The organism is Bradyrhizobium sp. USDA 4449, from assembly GCF_054056275.1.
Genome location: NZ_JBSRYD010000001.1, coordinates 1,237,980 through 1,257,825 on the forward strand (window position 1 = coordinate 1,237,980; position 19,846 = coordinate 1,257,825).

A 19,846-nucleotide genomic window follows, 5' to 3' on the forward strand; every position below is an offset into this window, starting at 1 on the left:
GGTCAGCGTCCCATGATCCAGACGGCGAGCATGGCAATGACGATCGCGACGAACTGCAGCAGCACGCGCAGACGCATCAGCTTCTGCGAGGTGTTGGGCGAGCCGCCGCGCATCATGTTGACCAGACCAAGCAGCAGCACCAAGGCCACGGCGCCGGCTGCGACCGGCAGGATGAAAGTACTCAGGAGAGATGCCATTTGGGGGTGATAACACCGTGTGCGGCGCTCCGCCATGGCGTTCCCAATCTGGCCTTTGAGACGATAATGTCAGAAACTCATGAGATGATTTCCGATCCGCGCCCATCCCTGGCCCTGTTCGCCTCTCGCCGCTTGCGGGGAGAGGCCGACGCGCGGAACGCGCGGTGGCTGACGGGGGCTCTCCGCAAGGATGATGACGGAGGGCTTCGCGGAGACTCCCCCTCACCCGGAATCCGCGCTACGCGCGCCTTCCGGCCGCTCCCCGCACGCGGGCAGAGGCGACGTCGGAGCAAGCAGTGAGAGCAATCCGTACCATCTACGTCGTCGTAGAGGACGCCTTCTACACCTTCCTGGCCGACGACGGCTGGGCGATCGCGAGCCACATCGCGCTATCGACCCTGATGGCGCTGTTCCCGTTCCTGATCGTGTTGACTTCGCTCGCCGGCTTCTTCGGCTCCAAGGAGCTCGCCGATCAGGCCGCCAGCCTGATGCTTCAGGTTTGGCCCAAGCAGGTGTCCGATTCGATTTCGGGCGAGGTCCACGACGTGCTCACCACGACCCGCTCCGGCGTGCTGACGATCGGCGCGGTGCTGTCGGTCTATTTCGCCTCGAACGGCGTCGAGGCGCTCAGGGTCGCGCTCAACCGCGCCTATGCGGTGGTGGAGATGCGGCGCTGGTACTGGCTGCGGCTGGAATCGATCGGCTACACGCTGGTGGCGGCCGTCACCGCACTCGCCATGGCATTCCTGATCGTACTCGGGCCGCTGCTGATCGAAGCTGCGCGGCGCCATATTCCACTCTTCGTCGAATCCAACGAAAGCATCCTCACCTCGCTGCGCTACGGCATCACGATCGCCGCGCTGGTCGTCGCGCTCTTCATCCTGCATGCCTGGTTGCCGGCGGGGCGGCGCAGCTTCCTTCAGATCCTGCCCGGAATCGTCTTCACGATGGTGGCATCGCTGATCTCCGGCATCGTGTTCGGACAATATCTGGCGCGCTTCGCCAACAATTACGTGACGATGTATGCGGGGCTCGCCTCGGTGATCATCGCCCTGGTGTTTCTGTATTTTATCGCTGCGATCTTCGTTTACGGCGGCGAGCTCAACGCCGCGATCATCAAGTCACGGCTTCCTCACGGCGTGTCGCTTCAAGCAGCGCAGTCGCTAGAGCACGCGGGGACACAGGCTTGACCAGGAAAGCATCCGCGCCGGCCTCGCGCGACGCCGCCTCATCCTCGCCGCGACCGGACACGCCGATGATCGGGATCTGAGCCAGCGGCGCCTGCATCGTGCGGATCCGTCTGATCGCCTCGACGCCATCGATGCCGGGCAACACCATGTCCATCAGCACGGCATCGAAGCCGCCCTGCGCGAGCCGGTTCACCGCGTCCTCACCGCGCCCGATGAACTCGGCATGATGGCCGAGCTCGGTCAGGATCGTGTTGAGCACGACACGGCCGAACGGATTGTCTTCGACGCTGAGCACGCGCAACGCGGCCAGCGCATCCGCGGCGTCACCAGCAGGCTTGCGCCTCTTCACCGGCCCCGCCGCGTCGAGCGTGACTGTCAGCGTAAAGGTCGCACCGCCACCACGGCGCGGCGCGACCGTGATGTCGCCGCCCATCGCGCGCGCCAGCTGCTTCACCGAGGACAAGCCGAGCCCGGCGCCGCCGAAGCGTGACGCGATGGTGACATTGGCCTGGGTGAACGGGCGGAATAGTCGCTTGATCTCGGCCATGGTCAGGCCGATGCCGCTGTCGGAGACCGCAAAGGCAACGCCCACCCGGCGCTTGTCGCTCTTCCTGCTCTTGGCGGCACGCCAAGGCTTGACTGCGAACGCCACACCCCCTTGGTCGGTGAATTTGACCGCATTATCGATCAGGTTCTCGAGCGCGGCGCGCAGACGCACGGGATCGCCAACCACCAGCCCCGGCAGCTTCTCTGAGATATCGACCTGTCCCTGAAGGCCCTTGGCTGCAGCACGCCCGGCGAGCGAATCGCCGGCGCTGCGAGCCAGTGCACGCAAATCGAACAAATCCTCCCGCAGCGTGCTGCCGCCGCTCCCGTTGCCTTGGCCGGTCCTGGCGGCGTCCACGAACAGAGTCGCAAGGCTCGCCAGATGCTCGGCGCCAGCCTTGATGGTGTCGGCCCAGCGCCGTTCCCGCTCGCCGAGATCGGAGGTCGCGAGCAGGTCGCTGATCGCGAGAATGCCGGTCAGGGGCGTGCGGACCTCATGGGCAAAGGCCGCGAGGGCAGCCTGGACCACGTCCGGAGCGACCGCCTTGGTGCTGCGCTTGCGCACCTTGGCGGCCGGCCCGGGTCGCTTCCGAGGCGACCGCCTAGACGTCCGCGTGGTGCGCGCCGGGCGCGTTTCTGCCGCCATAAATCCCCTTCGAAGCAGTACCTTCGAACCCCAGCCTGTCAGGCAGCATGGCACGACGGAATAGGTGGAGTCACGGCGGTGTTGGGCTAAACCCCAGAGAAATCTAACCTAATCCCACCAGCTGGCGGATACCGGCGGGCGAGGCTCCGATTGCGCGCAACTGCCGCAGCCCGGTCGAGCGACCCGATTTCGACAGCTTCCTTCCGTCACTGTCTCGAATCAGGGCGTGGTGGCGATAAGCCGGCTCGGCCAGGCCGAGCAAAGCCTGGAGCAGGCGGTGGACCGAGGTGGCGTGAAACAGGTCCTGACCGCGCACGATCTCACTCGTCCCCTGGAGCGCGTCGTCGACCACCACGGACAGGTGATAGCTGGTCGGCGTCTCCTTGCGGGCCAGGATCACGTCGCCCCAGGCGTCAGGCCGCGCTGCGACCACGCCCCGCTCGCCATCGGGCCCCTCGCCCAGCTCGTTCCAGGTCAGCCTGGAGACGCGCCGGCGGGCCGCTGCCATGTCGAGGCGCAAGGCGTAAGGCACGCCGCTGTCGATCAAGCGCGACCGCTCGCCGGCAGACAGTAATTGGGCGTTACCAGGATAGAGCGGCGCGCCGTCGGGATCACGCGGCCATGGCCCGTCCGCCGCGCGCGCGGTCACCAGCCTGGCAATCTCGGCGCGGCTTTCGAACGCGGGATAGACGAGACCGAGCGCCGAGAGTTTTTCCAGCGCGGCGCGATAGTCGGCAAGATGCTCCGACTGTCGCCGTACCGGCATTTCCCAGGTGATGCCCAGCCAGGCAAGGTCTTCGTAGATCGCGGCCTCATATTCCGGCCGGCAGCGCGTCGCGTCGATGTCCTCGATCCGCAGCAACAGACGCCCGCCGCTGCCCCGCGCGCGATCGAAGTTCAGCAGCGCCGAATAGGCATGGCCGAGATGCAAATGGCCGTTCGGGCTGGGGGCAAATCGGAAAACGGGTGGCGGCATAGGCAAAGATCTCGTCATGGCCGGGCTGTCCGGGCCATCCACGTTCTTCGGTGCGACTTACCAACCGTGTCAAGGTCGCGAACGAACACGATGTCCCCGCCCATGCTAACAATAACGCGCGGTTGGAAAGACGCGGATGGCCGGGAAAGCCCGGCCATGACGCCGAGAGAGTTTGCCGAGCCATCATGACCATCCACCTCGAAACCCAATCCGATCTCGAAGAAGCTGTTCGCACGCTGGTGAAACGCGATCCGCGGCTCAAGCCGGTGCTTGATATCGCCGGGATGCCGGCATTGCGGCGGCGCGAGCCGGGCTTTGCGGGGCTTGCGCACATCGTTTGCGGGCAGCAGCTTTCCACCGCGAGCGCGGCGGCGATCTGGGGACGGCTGTCAGCCGCCTTCGATCCGTTCGACCACGAGGCCGTGCGCCGCGCCCGGACCGACCGGCTGGGGCGGCTCGGCCTGTCCGCGGCCAAGATCAAGACCCTGAAGCATCTCGCGCGCGAGATCATCGAGGAACGGCTGAACCTCGACGTGCTCGCGGAGGAAGATGCAGATGCCGCGCATCACACGCTGGTCTCGCTGCCCGGCATCGGCCCGTGGACCGCCGACGTCTATCTTCTGTTTTGCCTCGGTCATGGCGATGCATGGCCGGCCGGCGACCTCGCCGTGCAGGAAGGCATCAAGATCGGCCTTGGCCTTCAGGCGCGGCCGACGGAAAAACAGATGGCCCCGCTCGCCGAGCCCTGGCGCCCGCTGCGTGGTGCCGCCGCGCATCTGTGGTGGAGCTACTACCGCGCGGTCAAGAAGCGCGAGGGCATCATCGCGGGCGAAGCGAACCCTGTTTCAGACAATGTTGCTGTTGCAAAGCGCAGAGCCCTCAAGAAGAAGGCGCCGGCGCGGGGAAAACGGGGATCTTCACCATGACGCCGATCGACTGCGTCGTCGCACGCAGCGATCTCGAGCGATGCAAGCTGATCGACACTCCCCTTCCGGATGCGGCCGCACCGACCGCTTCGCATTCAGTGCCAACAACGTCACGTGTGCCGCGATGGGCGACGAGCTGAAATCCTGGCAGATCCTACCGGTGTCGCAGGGCGTTCGGAAACATTCGTGTGTGGGACTTTGGCGAGGTGATCGCCTCGGCGCGTCTCAACGCGCAGCCCTCCCAATCGCGGCGTTTTTGCGCGTTTCGCCACCCCGCCGCCGCATTGCTTGCGCCTGAATAAGTCGCTCGACGGGCTTCACAATCCCGTCACGCTGCATGTAGTATGTCAGTACATGCTGCTTCGCAGCGTATATTGGAGGCCAGGAGCGTTACTTGAACGCACATGTCTCGCAAGGCAGTTGGCCGGTGCTGGTCCTGAACGCGGACTTCCGGCCGCTGAGTTACTACCCACTGTCTCTGTGGTCGTGGCAGGACGCGATCAAGGCGGTGTTCCTCGACCGCGTCAATATCGTAGCGCATTACGATCAGGCGGTTCACAGTCCCACGCTGCAAATGCAGCTGCCGAGCGTGGTCTCGCTCAAATCCTTCGTCAAGCCGACCACCCATCCCGCCTTCACACGATTCAACGTCTTCCTGCGCGATCGTTTCGCCTGCCAATATTGCGGCTCGCCCGAAGACCTCACCTTCGATCACATCATTCCCCGCAGCAAGGGCGGCCAGACCACCTGGGAAAATGTGGTTGCGGCGTGCTCGCCCTGTAATCTGCGCAAGGGCAATCTGACGCCTGCGCAAGCCAAGATGTTTCCGCGTCAGAGCGCGTTCGCGCCGACCGTGCACCAGCTCCACCGCAACGGCCGGCTGTTCCCGCCAAACTATCTGCACGACAGCTGGCTGGACTACCTGTACTGGGATACGGAGCTGGATCCGTAAGGCATCGCTGCGTCCCGTCTCGTCGCCCTCCCCGGCGGCGACAGAACGCGGGCAAGGTCCGGCCGTGCCGGCCAACCCCTATCCTTTCGTTACCGGACCTTAACTCTCCGTCCGCAATCTCGCCGACAGATCGGCCGGCCATGTGCCCAGTAGAGGTTAGCGAACGAATGCTCACCGCAACATTGGAGCAGATCCAGGCCTCGCCGCGAAAGCGGACGATTTATGTCTGCATCATCGTCACACTGCTGGCAGCCATCCTCATCTTCAAGGCGATCCGCTTTTTCGACGGCGGCCTCTGGTATGGCGGCCAGACCGTCGACTTCGCAGCCTTCCACATTGTCGCGCAGCGGATCTGGCTCGGTGACCTCGACCTGACCTACCGGTTGGCTGCGTTCACGAAGATGCAGATGGCAGCAGCCGGCGGCGCCACCGCCGTCATGCCCTGGACCTACCCACCGCAATTCGATCTGTTGCTCGCCCCCCTGGCGTTCCTCCCGGGCTGGGCCGCCTATGCTCTGTTCACGACCGTCACGCTGGCGGCCTATCTGATGACGCTCCGCGTGATTGCTGGAAACAACCTTGCGCTCGTGCTCGTCGTGTTTTTCCCGGCGATCGCGATCACCATCGCCATCGGGCAGAATGGTCTGCTGACCGGGGCCCTGATCGGACTGATCTGCATCAACGCGGAGCGGCGCCCGGTGCTATCGGGCATCGCCCTCGGAATCATGGTCATCAAGCCTCACCTGGCGGTTGCGGCCGGCATCTACGTGCTGATGACGCGCCGCTGGACGGCGGTGCTGACCGCCGCGATCGTGGTGATCGCGAGCTCGCTCGTCTGCGCGCTCGCCTTCGGCCCGCAAATCTGGAGCGCGTGGCTCGGCAGCATCCGCGAAGCCGCGAGCTATCTGGAGGAAGGCCGCTATCAGCTGTTTCGGATGATCTCGGCCTATGCGGCCTTGTACAATGCCGGACTTCCGCCAGCCGGAGCGTTCTGGGGACAAATGGCCATGGCTGCATTGGCGCTCGTCACCGTCGCACTCGCGGTTGCGCGCGGACCGTCCCCCCGCTTCGCGCTCGGCGTCGTCGCGGTCACCTCCGTGATGATCAGCCCCTATGCCTACGACTATGACTTGCCGATCGTGGGGATCGGTCTCGCGCTGCTGCTTCCCGATCTTGCCCGGCTGGCTTGCCGGCGCGAACGCGGCGCCATCTATGCTCTCCTGCTGCTGGCCAACGCCTACGGATTGTTGCAATCGGCGCGGCTGTCCGCGGAAAACGCCCAGGCTGACAGCCTTGGGCGCACCATGACGCCGGCCGTCGGAGGCTTCGCCCTCATGGCCGTGCTCGTGATGCTGCTGTGGGTCCTGCTGCGCCAGGCGGGCCCCGCCGCGGTTCGCCTGCACGGCGAGCCTGCCTAACTTTCCTCCCGCTCGCGCACGAGGGAACCGGAATGGCCGGCGCCCGTTCAGATGAGAGGCCAAGCCGCGGCGAGGGCCGTGGTGCCAGCAACGGAGGTCCGCCATGCCCGCAACCGAGAGGGATCACGTCTACAAGATCTTGGAACTGGTCGGATCGTCCGAGGCCTCGATCGAGGATGCGATCAAGAACGCGATCGGCCGGGCCTCCAAGACCATTCGCGAAATGAAATGGTTCGAGGTGGTACAGACGCGGGGCCACATCGAGAACGGCGCGGTACGGCACTACCAGGTCACGCTGCGCGTCGGGTTCACGCTCGATGAGTGAAGCGCCGAGCGCGAGGTGACCATTACACCACGGCTGCGTGGTTAACATCCGCGTACGAGGGTCGATCAAATGTCGAGAAACCTCACCGGTTCAGTACGGCCCCGCGCAATCATCACAGTTCCTGCAACAGGCCGTTAAGACCAAAGTGAGAGGTTTGCCCAGAATTGGAGCAAACCCGATGGTCACGAGCCGCGAACTCGGCAAGACCCACCTTCCGCTCTGGGCGGCGGGATTCGTTGCGCTGATCTGCGTCACGATTCTGGGCTTGAGCCTCTGGCGCGAATGGGAAACGCGCAATGCAGAACTCCGAAACGCCGAGATCGACGTCACCAATCTGGCGCATTCGCTGATCCAGCACGCGGACGATACGTTCGAGCTCGCCGATACGATTCTGGTCGGATTGGTGCACCGGCTCGAGCTCGACGGATTGGGTCCGGACACGATCTCAAGGCTCCAGACCTATCTGCCGACCCGCAAATCATCGGACCGTATCCGCGGCATCTTCGTCTACGACGAAACCGGCCGCTGGCTCGCCACAACCGAGCATGTCGACTTCTCCGGGCTCAACAACAGCGACCGCGAATATTTCCAGCAGCATCGCGCCTCCCCGGACAAGGGCACGCTGATCGGTCGGCCCGTCAGGAGCCGCTCCGGCGGCCAGTGGATCATCACGGCGTCCCGCCGGATCAACCATCCCGATGGCAGCTTCGCCGGCGTCGCGCTGCTCACGATCGACGTCGCCTATTTCTCGAAATTCTATGAACGTTTCGACCTCGGACCGAATGGCTCGGCATCGCTGCTCAACGACGCCGGCATCCTGCTGGCCCGGACCGGTGACAAGAGCGAAGCTTTCGTCGGCCGGGACCTGTCCAAAACGCCCTTGTTCAGGGATTGGGCAAGCCGGCCCGAAGCGGCGGTCTATTACTTCAAGTCGCCGCTCGATAACCTGCAGCGCCTAAGCTACTATCAGCGCAGCAGCCGCTATCCCCTGATGGTGCTGGCGAGCAAGTCTCAGGAGGACGTGCTGGCCCCCTGGCGACGCGCGGCGGGCACGCGCATGATCTTCGTCCTCGGTCTCGTGCTGCTGATCGCCGTGATCGGCTTCTATCTGGTCCGCCAATTGCTGCAACGGCAGCGCATGGCACAGGTCCTGGTTGCCAAGGAAGCAAATTTTCGCCTGCTGGCCGAGCAATCCCGCGACATGGTGACCCGGATCGGGCTGGATAACCGGCTGCTCTACGTCTCGCCCTCGTGCGTACGCATCACCGGGTGGTCGGCCGACGAACTGCTCGATACGTCGGCCCTGGCCGGCATCCACGAGGATGACATGGAACGGGTCGAGCAGGCCATCGCCGCGCTGAAGAACGGCGAGGCCGAGGAAGCGCGGTTCATCTATCGCCAGCGCCATCGCGACAAGGGCGAGATCTGGGCCGAGGCGGCTCTGCACGTGACGCTAGCGTCTGACAGCGGCGAGATCGACGGCGTCGTCGCCGTCATGCGCGACATGACCGAGCAGAAGGACCTTCAGGACAAGCTTGCCTCGCTTGCGACGACCGACGGCCTCACCGGGCTTGCCAACCGACGCGCATTCGACGAACGCCTGGCCGACGAATGGGCGCGCGCGCGGCGCGACGGAACGCAGCTGTCGCTCCTGCTGATCGATGTCGATCATTTCAAGAAATTCAACGACCATTACGGACACCTGGCGGGCGATGGTTGCCTGCGCGCGCTGGGCCGGATTCTATCCGCCACCGCCAGGCGCCCCGCCGACCTCACCGCGCGCTACGGCGGCGAGGAGTTCGCCGTGCTGTTGCCGAACACCGGTCCGGACGGCTGCGTCGAGGTCGGCGAAGGGATTCGCCAGGCCCTGCACGACCTCGCCATGCTGCACGCGCAAAATCCACCCTCCCGTCTGGTGACTGTCAGCGTCGGCGCCGCGACGAGCCTTCCATCCCAGGCCCCGGACTCAAATACGCTGCTCGCCGCCGCCGACCGCGCACTCTACGCGGCCAAGGACAGCGGCCGTGACCGGCTGGTGATGTCGGGGCAGGTCGTCCCCTGGCCCGCGAAGAGCGCCTGACGGAATTGTCGGTCACGTTCTGACGGGATATGACTGCAGTCGTCGCCGAATGTTCGGCCTACCCGCGAGCGCAGCAGTGACCGACGAAATAAAGCTCGTCCTCTTCGACATGGACAACGTCCTCTGCGACTACGACAGGAGCAAGCGCGTGGCGCGCCTGGCGGAGCTTGCGGGATCGACCGACGAATTCGTTCACCAGGCGATCTGGGGCAGCGGCTTTGAGCTGCTCGGCGATTCCGGCACGCTCGATGCCGTCGACTACCTGCGGGGCTTCGGCGAGCGCATCGGCTATCCGCTGTCGCTCGATCAATGGGTGGAGGCGCGGCGCTGCTCGATGCGGGCCGATCGCGCGATGCTGGAGCTTGTCGGGCAGCTGCGCCGAACCGTCGATATTGCGGTCCTGACCAACAATACCACGCTGGTTGCCGATCACATCGATACGCTGCTGCCTGAATTGCGACCGCTGTTCGGAATCAAGATCTACACCTCGGCGCAGTTCAAGACGGCGAAGCCCGATCCGCTCTGCTACCGGCGCTGCGTTTCGGAGCTCGAAGTCAGACCCGAGACCGTCCTCTTTGTCGACGACCTCCCGGCCAATGTCACCGGCGCCAGGGAAGCCGGCCTGCTTGCGCATCACCACACGTCCGTGGACACGTTCAGGCAAGCCCTTTCGGGTCACGGCCTGCTTGGCCAGCGATGAGCGAATTCGACATCAGGCCAGATCGACGCCACGCCGCTCCGGGATCAGCGCGAGCAACGCCACGATATCGATGAGGTAGAGCAGTGCAAGTCCTGCGATCGCGGTCGGAAAGCCATAGGCGGCACTGACGATGCCGACGACCAGCGGACCGAAGCCGGCCACCGCCCGACCGATGTTGAAGAACACGTTCTGCGCAGTGGCGCGCGCTGCGGTCGGATAAAGCTCGCTCATCAACGCGCCGTAACCGCCGAGCATGCCATTGACGAAGAAGCCCATCACGGCTCCGCCGATCAAGAGCGCAGCAGCGGTCGTGAGCTGCGAATAGACCACCACCATGGCAGCCGCACCCAACATATAGGTCAGAAACGTCGCCCGGCGGCCGAAACGGTCGGCCGCATGACCGAACAGGAAGATGCCGAGCGCCATGCCTGCGATGGTGACTGATGTCCAGACGGCCGATTGCGTCAGGCCATAGCCGAACTGCATCGAGAGATAGTTCGGCAGCCAGATCATGATGCCGTAATAGCCGAAATTCTGCACCGAGCAGAGGATGATCAACCCGATGCCGATCCGGGTCGTCTCCGCATCGGCCACGAGCGCGCGAAGTGACGAGCCAGCACTCTCCGCCTTTGCCTTGTGCGCAATGAAGACGTCAGGCTCGTGCAGCTTGCGCCGGATCACGTAGGCGATTACTGCCGGAAACACGCCGAGCGCAAACATCCCGCGCCAGCCGATGATCGGCAACAGGACCGGTGTCACCAGCGCCGCCGTGAGCACGCCGAACTGCCAGCCCAGCCCGACATAGGAGGTGGCCCGCGCGCGTTTGCTCGCTGGCCAGACCTCGGCCACCAGCGCCATGCCGATGCCGAATTCGCCGCCGAGTCCAATACCGGCGACGGCCCGATAGGCCAGCAGGTCCCAATAGCCCTGCGCCAGCGCGCAGAGGCCGGTGAAGACCGCGAACAGAACGATGCTCCAGGTCAGAACCCGCACGCGGCCAAGCCGGTCCGACAGCACACCGAAGATGAGACCGCCGACGACCGCGCCGACCAGAGTGCCGGTCACCAGCGAGGCCGCCTGCGGCTGCGTCAGGTGAAGGTCTTTCGAAATCGCCGTCAACATGAAGCCGAGGATGAGCAGGTCGAACCCGTCCATGGCGTATCCGAGCGCCGATCCCCACAGCGCCCGACGTGCTTCCACGTCCCGACCGCTCGCACGCGCAATCTCGACCGCGCCGAGAGTCACATCCTGTACCTGGCTCATGCATCCCCCTACGCCAGCCGATCCCTTGCGATCAAGACCCCCGAAGAGCTACGCACCGCGCAACTTAGACGAGATGACACGCCACAAAATGCCCGCCCGCGCCTTCCTTCAGCTCAGGCGCGGATTCGGCGCAGCGCGGCTGGGCAATCGGACAACGGGTGTGGAAGTGACAACCCGCGGGCGGCTTCATCGGGCTCGGCACGTCGCCCTTGAGGCGGATGCGGTTGCGCTTGAGCTTGGGATCGGGCACCGGCACCGCGGAGAGCAGCGCCTTGGTGTAGGGATGCTGCGGATTGCGATAGAGATCGCTCGCCTTGGCCAGTTCGACGATACGGCCGAGATACATCACCGCGACACGGTCGGAGATGTGCTCGACCACCGACAGGTCGTGCGCCACGAAGAGATAGGTGAGGTTGAGCTCGGCCTGGAGATCTTCCAGCAGGTTGATGACCTGCGCCTGGATCGAAACGTCGAGCGCGGAGACCGGCTCGTCGCAGACGATCAGCTTCGGCTCGACCGCGAGCGCACGCGCGATCACGATGCGCTGGCGCTGGCCGCCGGAGAATTCATGCGGATAGCGGCGCATGTGCTCGGCCTTGAGGCCGACCTTCATCAGCAGGCCAGCCACGCGCTCCTCGCGCTCTTTGGCGTTGGCTGCGAGCTTGTGGATGGTAAAGGCTTCGCCGAGAATGGAGCCGACCGTCATGCGCGGATTGAGTGAGGCGAACGGATCCTGGAACACCAACTGCATGTTCCGCCGCATCGCGCGCAGGTCGTTGCCGTCGAGCTTGCCGACGTCCTGGCCGTCAAACACGACGTCGCCCTCAGTCGGCTCGATCAGGCGCAGCACACAGCGCCCCGTCGTCGACTTGCCGCAACCGGACTCGCCGACGAGACCGAGCGTCTCGCCGCGGTCGACCGAGAACGACACGCCGTCGACGGCGTAGACGGTGGCGACCTGGCGCGACATCAGGCCGCCAAGTACCGGGAAATGTTTCTTCAGGCCGCTGACGCGCAGCAAGGGCTCGCTCATGTCGCGCCTCCCAACTGCGGATCGCCGAGGTGACAAGCCATGCGATGGCCGGGCGCGATCTCGCGCAGCAGCGGCTCCTTCGCTGTGCAGACGTTCATGGCGAACTTGCAGCGCGGCGCAAAGCGGCAGCCGACCGGCGGATTGATCAGGATCGGCACCGAGCCGCCGATCGCCTCGAGCCGCGTCTTGTGCGCGCTGTCGAGATCGATGCGCGGGATCGAGCGGATCAGGCCCTGCGTATAGGGATGGCCCGGATCGGCGAAGAGCGCGTCGACACCGGCTTCTTCCACCACCTTGCCGGCATACATGACGACGACACGTTGCGCCGTTTCGGCGACGACACCCATGGCATGGGTGATCAGCATCACCGCCATGCCGAAGCGCTCCTTCATGTCCTGGAGCAAATCGAGAATCTGAGCCTGGATGGTGACGTCCAGCGCGGTGGTCGGCTCGTCGGCGATGATCAGCTTGGGCTTGCAGGCGAGCGCCATCGCGATCATCACGCGCTGGCGCATGCCACCGGAAAACTGATGCGGATAATTGTGCACGCGGCCCTCGGCGTTCGGGATCTGCACCAACTTCAGCATCTCGATGGTACGCGCGAGCGCCTGCTTCTTGGTCACGGCCTCGTGCCGGCGCAGGCTCTCGGCGATCTGCTCGCCGACCGTCAGCACCGGATTGAGCGAGGTCATCGGCTCCTGGAAGATGAAGCCGATCTCCTTGGCCCTGATGTCGTCGAGCTGGTTGCTCGTCAGCGGCACCAGGTCGCGTCCCTCGAAGATGATCTCGCCGGCCGCGATGCGGCCCGGTGGCATCGCGATCAGCTTCAGGATCGACATCGCCGTGACGGTCTTGCCGCAGCCCGATTCGCCGACGACGCAGAGCGTCTCGCCCTTGTTGATGGTGATGTCGACGCCGTCGACAGCCTGGAGGATGCCGTCATCGGTGGAGAAGTGGGTCTTGAGACCTTTGATCTCGAGCAGCGCCGCCATCAGATCACCCGTCGCGCATCCAGCGCGTCACGCAGACCGTCGCCGATGAAGTTGATGGCGACGACCGCGATGAAGATCGCCCCGCCGGGAAACAGGGCCCAATGCGGCCCGATGTCGAGAAAGTCCTTGGCGTCGTACAGCAGCCGACCCCAGGTCGGGGTGTCAGGCGGGAAGCCGAGGCCGAGGAAGGACAGCGTCGATTCCGCGATGATCGCGGCCGCAACGTCGATGGTACCGGCGATGATCACCGGACCGAGCGCATTGGGCAGGATGTGCTTCACCACCTGACGCACCGGGCTCGCACCGAGCGCGCGCGCGGCCTCGACGAACTCCTTCTCGCGGATCGACAGGAACTGTGCGCGGACGAGACGCGCCACCGGCATCCAGCGCAGGCCGCCGATCACGAGCACGATCAGGATGAAGATGCCGCCCTCCGGGCCGAACACCTGCTTCAGCCCGTCGCGGAACAGATAGATCAACAACAGCAGCAGCGGCAGTTGCGGCAGCGACAGAAACAGGTCGGTCAGCCACATCAATCCGTACCCGAGCGCGCCGCGGGACATGCCGGCGAGCGAACCAATCAGCGTGCCGATGAACACCGACACCAGCATCGCCGCGAGCCCGACGGCGAGCGAGATGCGGCCGCCATAGATCATGCGGGCGAGGATGTCCTGACCGAGATCGTCGGTGCCGAAGGGATGGGCGAGCGACGGCCCCTGCAGGCCCGCCACGATATCGATGTCGTCGATCTTGACGGGCCAGACGAAGGGGCCGGCCAGCACCGCCAGAATCAGGATGAGGAGCAGAAACGCGCTGACCACGGCAAGCCTGTGCCGGCTGAAGCGCCGCCACGTCTCGCGCGAGGGCGAGTAGACGCGCCGCTCAGCGGAAGGAGATGCGAGGGTCAAGCCAGCCATAAAGGACGTCCGCGATGAGATTGAACAGCACCACGAGGCACGCGAAGACGAAAGTGACGGCCATCACCACCGGCGTGTCGTTGGAAAGGATGGAAGAGATCAGGAGCGAGCCGATGCCGGGAATGCGGAAGATCTGCTCGGTGACGAGGGCGCCGCCGAACACCGCCGGCATCTGCAGCGCGATCAGCGTCACGACCGGGATCATGGCGTTGCGCATCACGTGCTTGACGATGACCTTGGTCTGGCCGAGGCCCTTGGCCCGCGCCGTGGTGACATAATCGAGCCTGATGACGTCGAGCATCGCCGAGCGGACGAAACGCGTCATCGAGGCCGCCTGGAACAGGCCGAGCACGGCCACCGGCATGATCGCCTGCCGGATCATCTCCAGCACATAGTGGATACCGGTGGCCTTGATGTCGGCGGTATAGACGAACGGCAGCCAATCCAGCGTCACCGAGAAGATCAGGATGAACAGGATGCCGGTGAAGAAGGTCGGCAGCGAGAAGCCGACGAAGGCGAGCGTGTTCGCGACCTGGTCGAACAGCGAATAGGGTTTTGTGGCGGCATAGACGCCGACGGGAATCGCGATCAGCAGCGCCAGGATCTGCGCCGAGCCGATCACGTAAAGCGTGGCCGGCAGGCGCTGCAGGATGAGCGTGTCCACATTCATCCGGCTGACGAAGGAGAAGCCCCAGTCGCCGTGCAGCATGGCGTTGAGCCAGTGCAAATAGCGAAGGTAGATCGGATCGTCGAGGCCGAACCTCGCCCGAAGCGCGGCTTGCACCTCGGGCGGCACGTTCGGATTGGTCGCGAGTTCGCTGAAGGGATCGCCTGGCGCAAGCGCCAGGACGACGAACAGGACCAGCGAGATTCCGAGCAGGCTCGGAATCGCGATCATCAGACGACGCAGGACGTACTGACTCATGAGCGAATAATCCGCTTAGACGCCCGTGCTCAGCCCTCGCGATACCAGTCCTGGATGTTGTCAGTCCGGTTGGCCCAGCCCGAGATGACCGGTCGCAGCGTATTGGCGCAGGCATCGACCGTAAGACGGTGCATCACCGGGATGAACACGGTGTCCTGCCACAACATGTCGTTGCACTTGATGTAGAGCGCGGCGCGCTTGACCGGGTCGATCTCGGTCTCGGCCGCATCGATGGCGGCATCGTAGTCCTTGTTGACCCAGCGCGGGAAGTTCTGCCCCTGCCATTTGTTGTCCTTGCTGGCCACCTGGCTCGAGATGTAGCGCTTCATGTGCAGCGCCGGATCCGGCTGCGTCATCGGAATCTGGAATTCCTCGATGTCGGCGTAAAACTTCGAGTAGGTGTCGGGGTTGGCTACGTCGGAAGAGAAGAACACCGAGGCGACGACGGATTTTAGTTCGACGTCGATCCCGGCTTTCTGACAGGCCTGCTTGACGATGGCCTGGGTCTTCTGCCGCGGACCGTTGGTCGAGGTCTGGTAGAGAAGCTTCAGCTTCTTTCCGTCCTTCTCGCGGATGCCGTCCGCACCGGCCTTCCAGCCGGCCTGCTCCAGCAACGCGATCGCCTTGTCGACGTTGAACTCCCATTTGGTGTTCTTCGACACGAAGTCGTCGGGGCCATTGAGGTAATTCGAGGTGGTGCGTCCGGCACGGCCGTAGATGGCCTTCTTGACGGAGGCGCGATCGACCAGCAGCGCGAGCGCCTGGCGCACCGCGGGATCCGACAGGGTCGGGTGCTTGGTCTTCATCGACGACCGCTCGCCGTCGACCTCGGTGTTGGGATCGGTGAAGTTGATGGCGATGAACTCGATGTCGCCGCCCACGGCATAGGTGGTCTTGCCCTTACCGCCCTTCTCGAGACGCAGCAGCACCTCGTCCTCGACCTGCATGTTCCAGGCGAAATCGAATTCTCCGGTCTGGATCACGGCCCGTGCTGCGGAGACGGCATCGCCGCCGCCCTTCATGTCGATTGTGTCGAAATACGGTCTGTTGGGCATGTGATAGTCGGGATTGAGCTGGCCGCGGACCAGATCGCCCGGCTTGAATTCGACGAATTTGTAAGGGCCTGTCCCGACAGGAGCCAGGTTGGTCGGCGCCTCGCGGGATTTCGATCCCTTGTAGTCGGCAAACAGATGTTTCGGAATGACGCAGCCGTAAGCGCCGACGAACGCATTCGCCCAGAATGGCGTAGGCTTGTTGAACAGAAGGCGGATGGTCAGGTCATCCACCTTTTCGACGGTCAAGTCACTGTAGGCCGTGATGGAGACGGCCGCGGTAGCGGGGTCGCTGGCATAGGCCCAGGTAAATACGAAATCATCGGCCGTCAGGGGCTTGCCGTCATGCCATTTGACGCCCGGCTTGATCTTCCAGGTCACCGACTTGCCATCGGCTGCGAGGCCGCCATTCGCGACCGAGGGGATTTCGGCGGCTAGGATCGGATTGAGGTGACCGTCGATGTCCCAGCTTGCGAGCGGCTCGTAGAACAGGCGCGAGCCGTCCTGATCCTTCGTGCCGGTGGCAAAATGCGGATTGAGCAAGGTCGGGCCCTGCCACCACAACAGCTTGAGCGGACCGCCACCACCGCGCTTGGTCGGAGGATACGGAGACGGGCTCTGGGCCATGGCTACGCCGCCGAGGGCAAGTATCTGGTTGGCGAGGGGCGCAGTGAGGCCGACCGCGGCCAGACGTTTGACGAAGGCGCGGCGATCCATCCGCCCGTCCTTCACGTCACCGATCATCGAACGCAGTTCTTTGTCCAGCATGGTTGTCCCCCGTCTGGTCCCGGATGGATGCAGGCAGCCGCGGGAGGCCGCCTGATTTTGGCTGGCGGTAGATGGCACACTGAATAGGCCGCACGTCAACTGCGACCGTGTGTATGCAAACGGTGTTCTGGCTGTCGGTTGAGCAAAACTTCGCTTCCAAGCCCAACAGTTCGGCATTCCGGCGTCAAAATCCGCCGGAAACCAAGTTGCACTGCGAAAAATTTGTTCGCGAGATCAGACGAAGTATCGAGATGGAATTCTACGCCACGGACATCGTGAGCGGCGGCGCGACATGGTCCGGCAGCGGGCAGACATAAGGCGTCTTGGCGGTCCGCTTCGTCAGATCGGCCTTCGCAGCCTTGATCAGTTCCGGTTCGGTCAACGCCTTGATTCCGAGGCCGGCCATGGCCTTGGCCGCCTGCACCATGGCCTTGTGGGCATGCGGGCTCTTGCCCTGTGCCACCACCTGCCAGGTGTGGAAAGGTGTGCCGATTGCAACCGTTGGTGCGTGAACCTGCACGGTCGGCACCACCCAGCTCACATCGCCCACGTCGGTCGAGCCGACCAGCGGGTTGCGCTTGGCATCGAGCGGCACCAGGAAGTCGGGCGAGCGGCCGATCGGTCGGCTCCATGCCGATCGCGTAATAGACCGACGCGATGTCCTTGTCGGTCAGCGTCGCGCGTATCCGACTGGCAAAGTCGTTGTCCGTATCGTCGAAATGCGGCGGTCCGAGCTCTTCCATGACCCGATGCAGCGCCTGCTCCAGCGGTGTGTTCGGCAGGATATTGGAGACCGCGGAGATGATCTTCATCTCGACCTTGGTCTCGGTCATCAGGGCAGCGCCCTCTGCGATCTTGCTGACACGCCCGACCAGTTCGTTCATTCCGGGAAGGTCGCGGGCACGAATGGAATAACGCACGCGGGCATGGGCCTGCACCACGTTGGGGGCGATGCCGCCGGTATCGAGCAGCGCGTAGTGCACGCGCGCGTCGCTCGGCATGTGCTCGCGCATGTAGTTCACACCGACGTTCATCAGCTCGACCGCATCGAGCGCGGAGCGGCCGAGATGCGGCGAAGCCGCCGCATGGGAGGTACGGCCGGTGAAGATGAAGTCGGCGCGCGTATTGGCGAGCGACGGGGTGACAGCGACTTCCCAAAAGCTGTGCGGGTGCCAGGTGATGGCGATATCGGCGTCCTCGAACGCGCCGGAGCGCACCATGAAGGCCTTGGCCGCACCGCCTTCTTCGGCCGGGCAGCCGTAATAGCGCACGCGGCCGGGCACCTTGTTCTCGGCGAGCCAGTCCTTGACCGCGGTCGCAGCCAGTAGCGCCGCAGAGCCGAGCAGATTGTGACCGCAGCCATGGCCGTGCCCGCCGGTCTCGACCGGACGGTGCTCGGCAACGCCCGCCTCCTGGCTCAGGCCCGGCAGCGCGTCATACTCACCCATGAAGGCGATGACCGGACCTCCTTCGCCCCATTCGCCCATGACAGCGGTCGGAATGCCCGCCACCTTCTCGGTGACGCGGAAACCCTGGTGGCGCAGCTCGGCGAGATGCTCGGCCACGGAACGCGCCTCGGTGTAGCAGACTTCGGGCATGCCCCAGACACCTTGTCGCTCAGGTCGATGAAACGTCCCTTGATGGTGTCGATGCCACGCCAAATGTCGCTGCGATTGTCCATGGTTCGGTCCGTGATCTCTTGGTCAAACGAAGCGGCAATGGTTAGCAGCTTCACCGGACCCCGCCTAGCACCTCGCCGGACACCAGCCATGCGACCGCTGCCGGATCAGGCAATCGTCAACCGGCTTTAGGCCAACAATTCCGGTCATCTTCGCAAATCGCCGTCACGAGTCCGGAATAGTTGCGGTCAAGTCTTTCAAGACGGCCTCCTCCGGCCTAAATTATGCTTGCTTCGCGCGTCGTTCCGCAGCCACGGCGGAGCGATGCTCTCAGCCAGGAGAACTCCATGCCCGCCCTGACCGAATGGAGAGTGCCGCCGGCCAATCAGCCGCGTGCGACCGATTACGGTTTCGATCTCGACCGCGCGCTTGCATCCGTCGTTGGCCTGCACGCCATCATCCCGTCGGATGCCTTCAGCGCCGAAACTCTCGGCACCGAACGCGCCGGCAACGGCGTCGTGATCGATCACGGGCTGGTTCTCACCATCGGCTACCTCATCACAGAGGCCGAGTCGGTGTGGCTGCATCTCGGCGACGGCCGCGTGGTGGCGGGACACGTCCTCGGATTCGACGCCGTCACCGGCTTCGGCCTGGTCCAAGCGCTCGGCCAGCTCGAGATCGAACCGCTCCCGCTCGGTTCCTCGGCAGAGACCCGGCTCGGCGACCGCGTCGTGGTCGGCGGCGCCGGTGGGCGCACGCGATCGGTTGCGAGCCAGATCGTCGCCAAGCAGGAATTTGCCGGCTACTGGGAGTATCTGCTCGACGAGGCATTGTTCACCTACCCCGCCCATCCGAATTGGGGCGGCACCGCGCTGCTCAACGACCGGGGCGAATTGATCGGCATTGGTTCGCTCCAGCTCGAACGTGAACGCGACGGCAGGGCCGAGCACGTCAACATGATCGTTCCCATCGACCTGTTGAAGCCGATCCTCGACGATCTCCGCAAATTCGGTCGCGTCAACAAGCCGGCGCGACCGTGGCTCGGACTCTACTCGACCGAAATCGACAACCGCGTGGTGGTGATCGGCACCTCCGCCAACAGTCCGGCCGCCCGTGCCGAACTCAAGACCGACGACATCATCCTGGCCGTGGACGGCGACAAGGTCACGAGCCAGACGGCCTTTTACAAGAAGTTGTGGGCGCTCGGCGCCGCCGGGGTCGACGTGCCACTCACCGTGCATCATGCAGGCGTCACTTTCGACGTCACGGTGACGTCGACCGACCGCTTCAAGCTCCTGAAGGCACCGAAGCTGCACTGACC

17 protein-coding genes and 1 pseudogene are annotated in these 19,846 nt (G+C 64.4%); 8 read left to right on the top strand and 10 right to left on the bottom strand.

Translation table 11 applies throughout. The features are described 5' to 3' along the window. Nucleotides 1-2: 2 nt before the first annotated feature. A complete protein-coding gene (locus ACVIIW_RS05880) occupies nucleotides 3-197 on the bottom strand; it encodes a twin transmembrane helix small protein (protein ID WP_092230919.1) in 195 nt (64 codons plus the stop codon). A gap of 296 nt (nucleotides 198-493) precedes the next feature. Between ACVIIW_RS05880 and ACVIIW_RS05885 the strand changes: the two genes are divergently transcribed. Then, complete coding sequence (locus tag ACVIIW_RS05885; protein ID WP_456699876.1) at nucleotides 494-1,387, top strand: YihY/virulence factor BrkB family protein; 894 nt, start codon at nucleotides 494-496, stop codon at nucleotides 1,385-1,387. Here the strand turns inward: ACVIIW_RS05885 and ACVIIW_RS05890 are convergent. Further along, nucleotides 1,314-2,579, bottom strand: a complete 1,266-nt coding sequence (locus tag ACVIIW_RS05890) for an ATP-binding protein (RefSeq protein ID WP_456699877.1) — start codon at nucleotides 2,577-2,579, stop codon at nucleotides 1,314-1,316. The two genes, ACVIIW_RS05885 and ACVIIW_RS05890, sit on opposite strands and share 74 nt — an antisense overlap. Nucleotides 2,580-2,682: 103 nt before the next feature. Continuing rightward, on the bottom strand, nucleotides 2,683-3,555 hold the full coding sequence (gene gluQRS, locus ACVIIW_RS05895; RefSeq protein ID WP_456699878.1) for a tRNA glutamyl-Q(34) synthetase GluQRS: 873 nt from the start codon (nucleotides 3,553-3,555) through the stop codon (nucleotides 2,683-2,685). 185 nt (nucleotides 3,556-3,740) lie between these two features. Between gluQRS and ACVIIW_RS05900 the strand changes: the two genes are divergently transcribed. The 6 genes from ACVIIW_RS05900 to ACVIIW_RS05925 all read left to right on the top strand — a co-directional run bounded on the left by ACVIIW_RS05900 (nucleotide 3,741) and on the right by ACVIIW_RS05925 (nucleotide 9,956). Then, nucleotides 3,741-4,481: a DNA-3-methyladenine glycosylase family protein gene (locus ACVIIW_RS05900; RefSeq protein WP_456699879.1), complete on the top strand. Its 741-nt coding sequence runs from the start codon at nucleotides 3,741-3,743 to the stop codon at nucleotides 4,479-4,481. Nucleotides 4,482-4,875: 394 nt separating this feature from the next. Then, on the top strand, nucleotides 4,876-5,433 hold the full coding sequence (locus tag ACVIIW_RS05905; protein WP_008142962.1) for an HNH endonuclease: 558 nt from the start codon (nucleotides 4,876-4,878) through the stop codon (nucleotides 5,431-5,433). Nucleotides 5,434-5,600: 167 nt separating this feature from the next. Then, the gene (locus tag ACVIIW_RS05910) at nucleotides 5,601-6,851 is read left to right on the top strand and encodes a glycosyltransferase family 87 protein (protein ID WP_456699880.1); all 1,251 of its coding nucleotides are present in this window, start codon (nucleotides 5,601-5,603) and stop codon (nucleotides 6,849-6,851) included. A 103-nt stretch (nucleotides 6,852-6,954) separates the two neighbouring features. Continuing rightward, nucleotides 6,955-7,176, top strand: a complete 222-nt coding sequence (locus ACVIIW_RS05915; RefSeq protein ID WP_456699881.1) for a dodecin — start codon at nucleotides 6,955-6,957, stop codon at nucleotides 7,174-7,176. Nucleotides 7,177-7,354: 178 nt separating this feature from the next. Next, nucleotides 7,355-9,256 (top strand): sensor domain-containing diguanylate cyclase, encoded by a 1,902-nt coding sequence (locus tag ACVIIW_RS05920; protein WP_456699882.1) that lies wholly within the window; start codon nucleotides 7,355-7,357, stop codon nucleotides 9,254-9,256. Nucleotides 9,257-9,305: 49 nt separating this feature from the next. Further along, nucleotides 9,306-9,956 (top strand): HAD family hydrolase, encoded by a 651-nt coding sequence (locus ACVIIW_RS05925; protein ID WP_456699883.1) that lies wholly within the window; start codon nucleotides 9,306-9,308, stop codon nucleotides 9,954-9,956. 12 nt (nucleotides 9,957-9,968) lie between these two features. On the opposite strand, the gene ACVIIW_RS05930 is transcribed toward ACVIIW_RS05925, so the two are convergent. From ACVIIW_RS05930 to ACVIIW_RS05960, 7 genes and pseudogenes are all read right to left on the bottom strand, one after another. Then, on the bottom strand, nucleotides 9,969-11,219 hold the full coding sequence (locus tag ACVIIW_RS05930) for an MFS transporter (RefSeq protein ID WP_456699884.1): 1,251 nt from the start codon (nucleotides 11,217-11,219) through the stop codon (nucleotides 9,969-9,971). A 64-nt stretch (nucleotides 11,220-11,283) separates the two neighbouring features. Further along, a complete protein-coding gene (locus ACVIIW_RS05935; protein WP_456699885.1) occupies nucleotides 11,284-12,252 on the bottom strand; it encodes an ABC transporter ATP-binding protein in 969 nt (322 codons plus the stop codon). Then, complete coding sequence (locus ACVIIW_RS05940) at nucleotides 12,249-13,244, bottom strand: ABC transporter ATP-binding protein (RefSeq protein ID WP_456699886.1); 996 nt, start codon at nucleotides 13,242-13,244, stop codon at nucleotides 12,249-12,251. The genes ACVIIW_RS05935 and ACVIIW_RS05940 overlap by 4 nt, the downstream gene beginning before the upstream one ends. Further along, complete coding sequence (locus tag ACVIIW_RS05945; RefSeq protein WP_456699887.1) at nucleotides 13,244-14,161, bottom strand: ABC transporter permease; 918 nt, start codon at nucleotides 14,159-14,161, stop codon at nucleotides 13,244-13,246. The genes ACVIIW_RS05940 and ACVIIW_RS05945 overlap by 1 nt, the downstream gene beginning before the upstream one ends. Further along, nucleotides 14,127-15,086, bottom strand: a complete 960-nt coding sequence (locus ACVIIW_RS05950) for an ABC transporter permease (protein WP_456699888.1) — start codon at nucleotides 15,084-15,086, stop codon at nucleotides 14,127-14,129. The genes ACVIIW_RS05945 and ACVIIW_RS05950 overlap by 35 nt, the downstream gene beginning before the upstream one ends. A gap of 29 nt (nucleotides 15,087-15,115) precedes the next feature. Beyond that, nucleotides 15,116-16,906 carry a peptide ABC transporter substrate-binding protein gene (locus tag ACVIIW_RS05955; protein ID WP_456699889.1) on the bottom strand — a complete coding sequence of 597 codons (1,791 nt, stop codon included), beginning with the start codon at nucleotides 16,904-16,906 and terminating at the stop codon, nucleotides 15,116-15,118. A 259-nt stretch (nucleotides 16,907-17,165) separates the two neighbouring features. Next, nucleotides 17,166-18,587: pseudogene (locus tag ACVIIW_RS05960) on the bottom strand (M20 family metallopeptidase). Between the two features lie 285 nt (nucleotides 18,588-18,872). Here ACVIIW_RS05960 and ACVIIW_RS05965 point away from each other — a divergent pair. After that, nucleotides 18,873-19,844: a S1C family serine protease gene (locus ACVIIW_RS05965; RefSeq protein ID WP_456699890.1), complete on the top strand. Its 972-nt coding sequence runs from the start codon at nucleotides 18,873-18,875 to the stop codon at nucleotides 19,842-19,844. Nucleotides 19,845-19,846 lie beyond the last annotated feature (2 nt).

Coding starts and splice junctions, on each gene's coding strand:
- ACVIIW_RS05880 (WP_092230919.1), bottom strand. CDS start 197: ATGGCATCTCTCCTGAGTACTTTCATCCTGCCGGTCGCAGCCGGCGCC.
- ACVIIW_RS05890 (WP_456699877.1), bottom strand. CDS start 2,579: ATGGCGGCAGAAACGCGCCCGGCGCGCACCACGCGGACGTCTAGGCGG.
- gluQRS (WP_456699878.1), bottom strand. CDS start 3,555: ATGCCGCCACCCGTTTTCCGATTTGCCCCCAGCCCGAACGGCCATTTG.
- ACVIIW_RS05900 (WP_456699879.1), top strand. CDS start 3,741: ATGACCATCCACCTCGAAACCCAATCCGATCTCGAAGAAGCTGTTCGC.
- ACVIIW_RS05910 (WP_456699880.1), top strand. CDS start 5,601: ATGCTCACCGCAACATTGGAGCAGATCCAGGCCTCGCCGCGAAAGCGG.
- ACVIIW_RS05915 (WP_456699881.1), top strand. CDS start 6,955: ATGCCCGCAACCGAGAGGGATCACGTCTACAAGATCTTGGAACTGGTC.
- ACVIIW_RS05920 (WP_456699882.1), top strand. CDS start 7,355: ATGGTCACGAGCCGCGAACTCGGCAAGACCCACCTTCCGCTCTGGGCG.
- ACVIIW_RS05925 (WP_456699883.1), top strand. CDS start 9,306: ATGTTCGGCCTACCCGCGAGCGCAGCAGTGACCGACGAAATAAAGCTC.
- ACVIIW_RS05930 (WP_456699884.1), bottom strand. CDS start 11,219: ATGAGCCAGGTACAGGATGTGACTCTCGGCGCGGTCGAGATTGCGCGT.
- ACVIIW_RS05935 (WP_456699885.1), bottom strand. CDS start 12,252: ATGAGCGAGCCCTTGCTGCGCGTCAGCGGCCTGAAGAAACATTTCCCG.
- ACVIIW_RS05940 (WP_456699886.1), bottom strand. CDS start 13,244: ATGGCGGCGCTGCTCGAGATCAAAGGTCTCAAGACCCACTTCTCCACC.
- ACVIIW_RS05945 (WP_456699887.1), bottom strand. CDS start 14,161: ATGGCTGGCTTGACCCTCGCATCTCCTTCCGCTGAGCGGCGCGTCTAC.
- ACVIIW_RS05950 (WP_456699888.1), bottom strand. CDS start 15,086: ATGAGTCAGTACGTCCTGCGTCGTCTGATGATCGCGATTCCGAGCCTG.
- ACVIIW_RS05955 (WP_456699889.1), bottom strand. CDS start 16,906: ATGCTGGACAAAGAACTGCGTTCGATGATCGGTGACGTGAAGGACGGG.
- ACVIIW_RS05965 (WP_456699890.1), top strand. CDS start 18,873: ATGCCCGCCCTGACCGAATGGAGAGTGCCGCCGGCCAATCAGCCGCGT.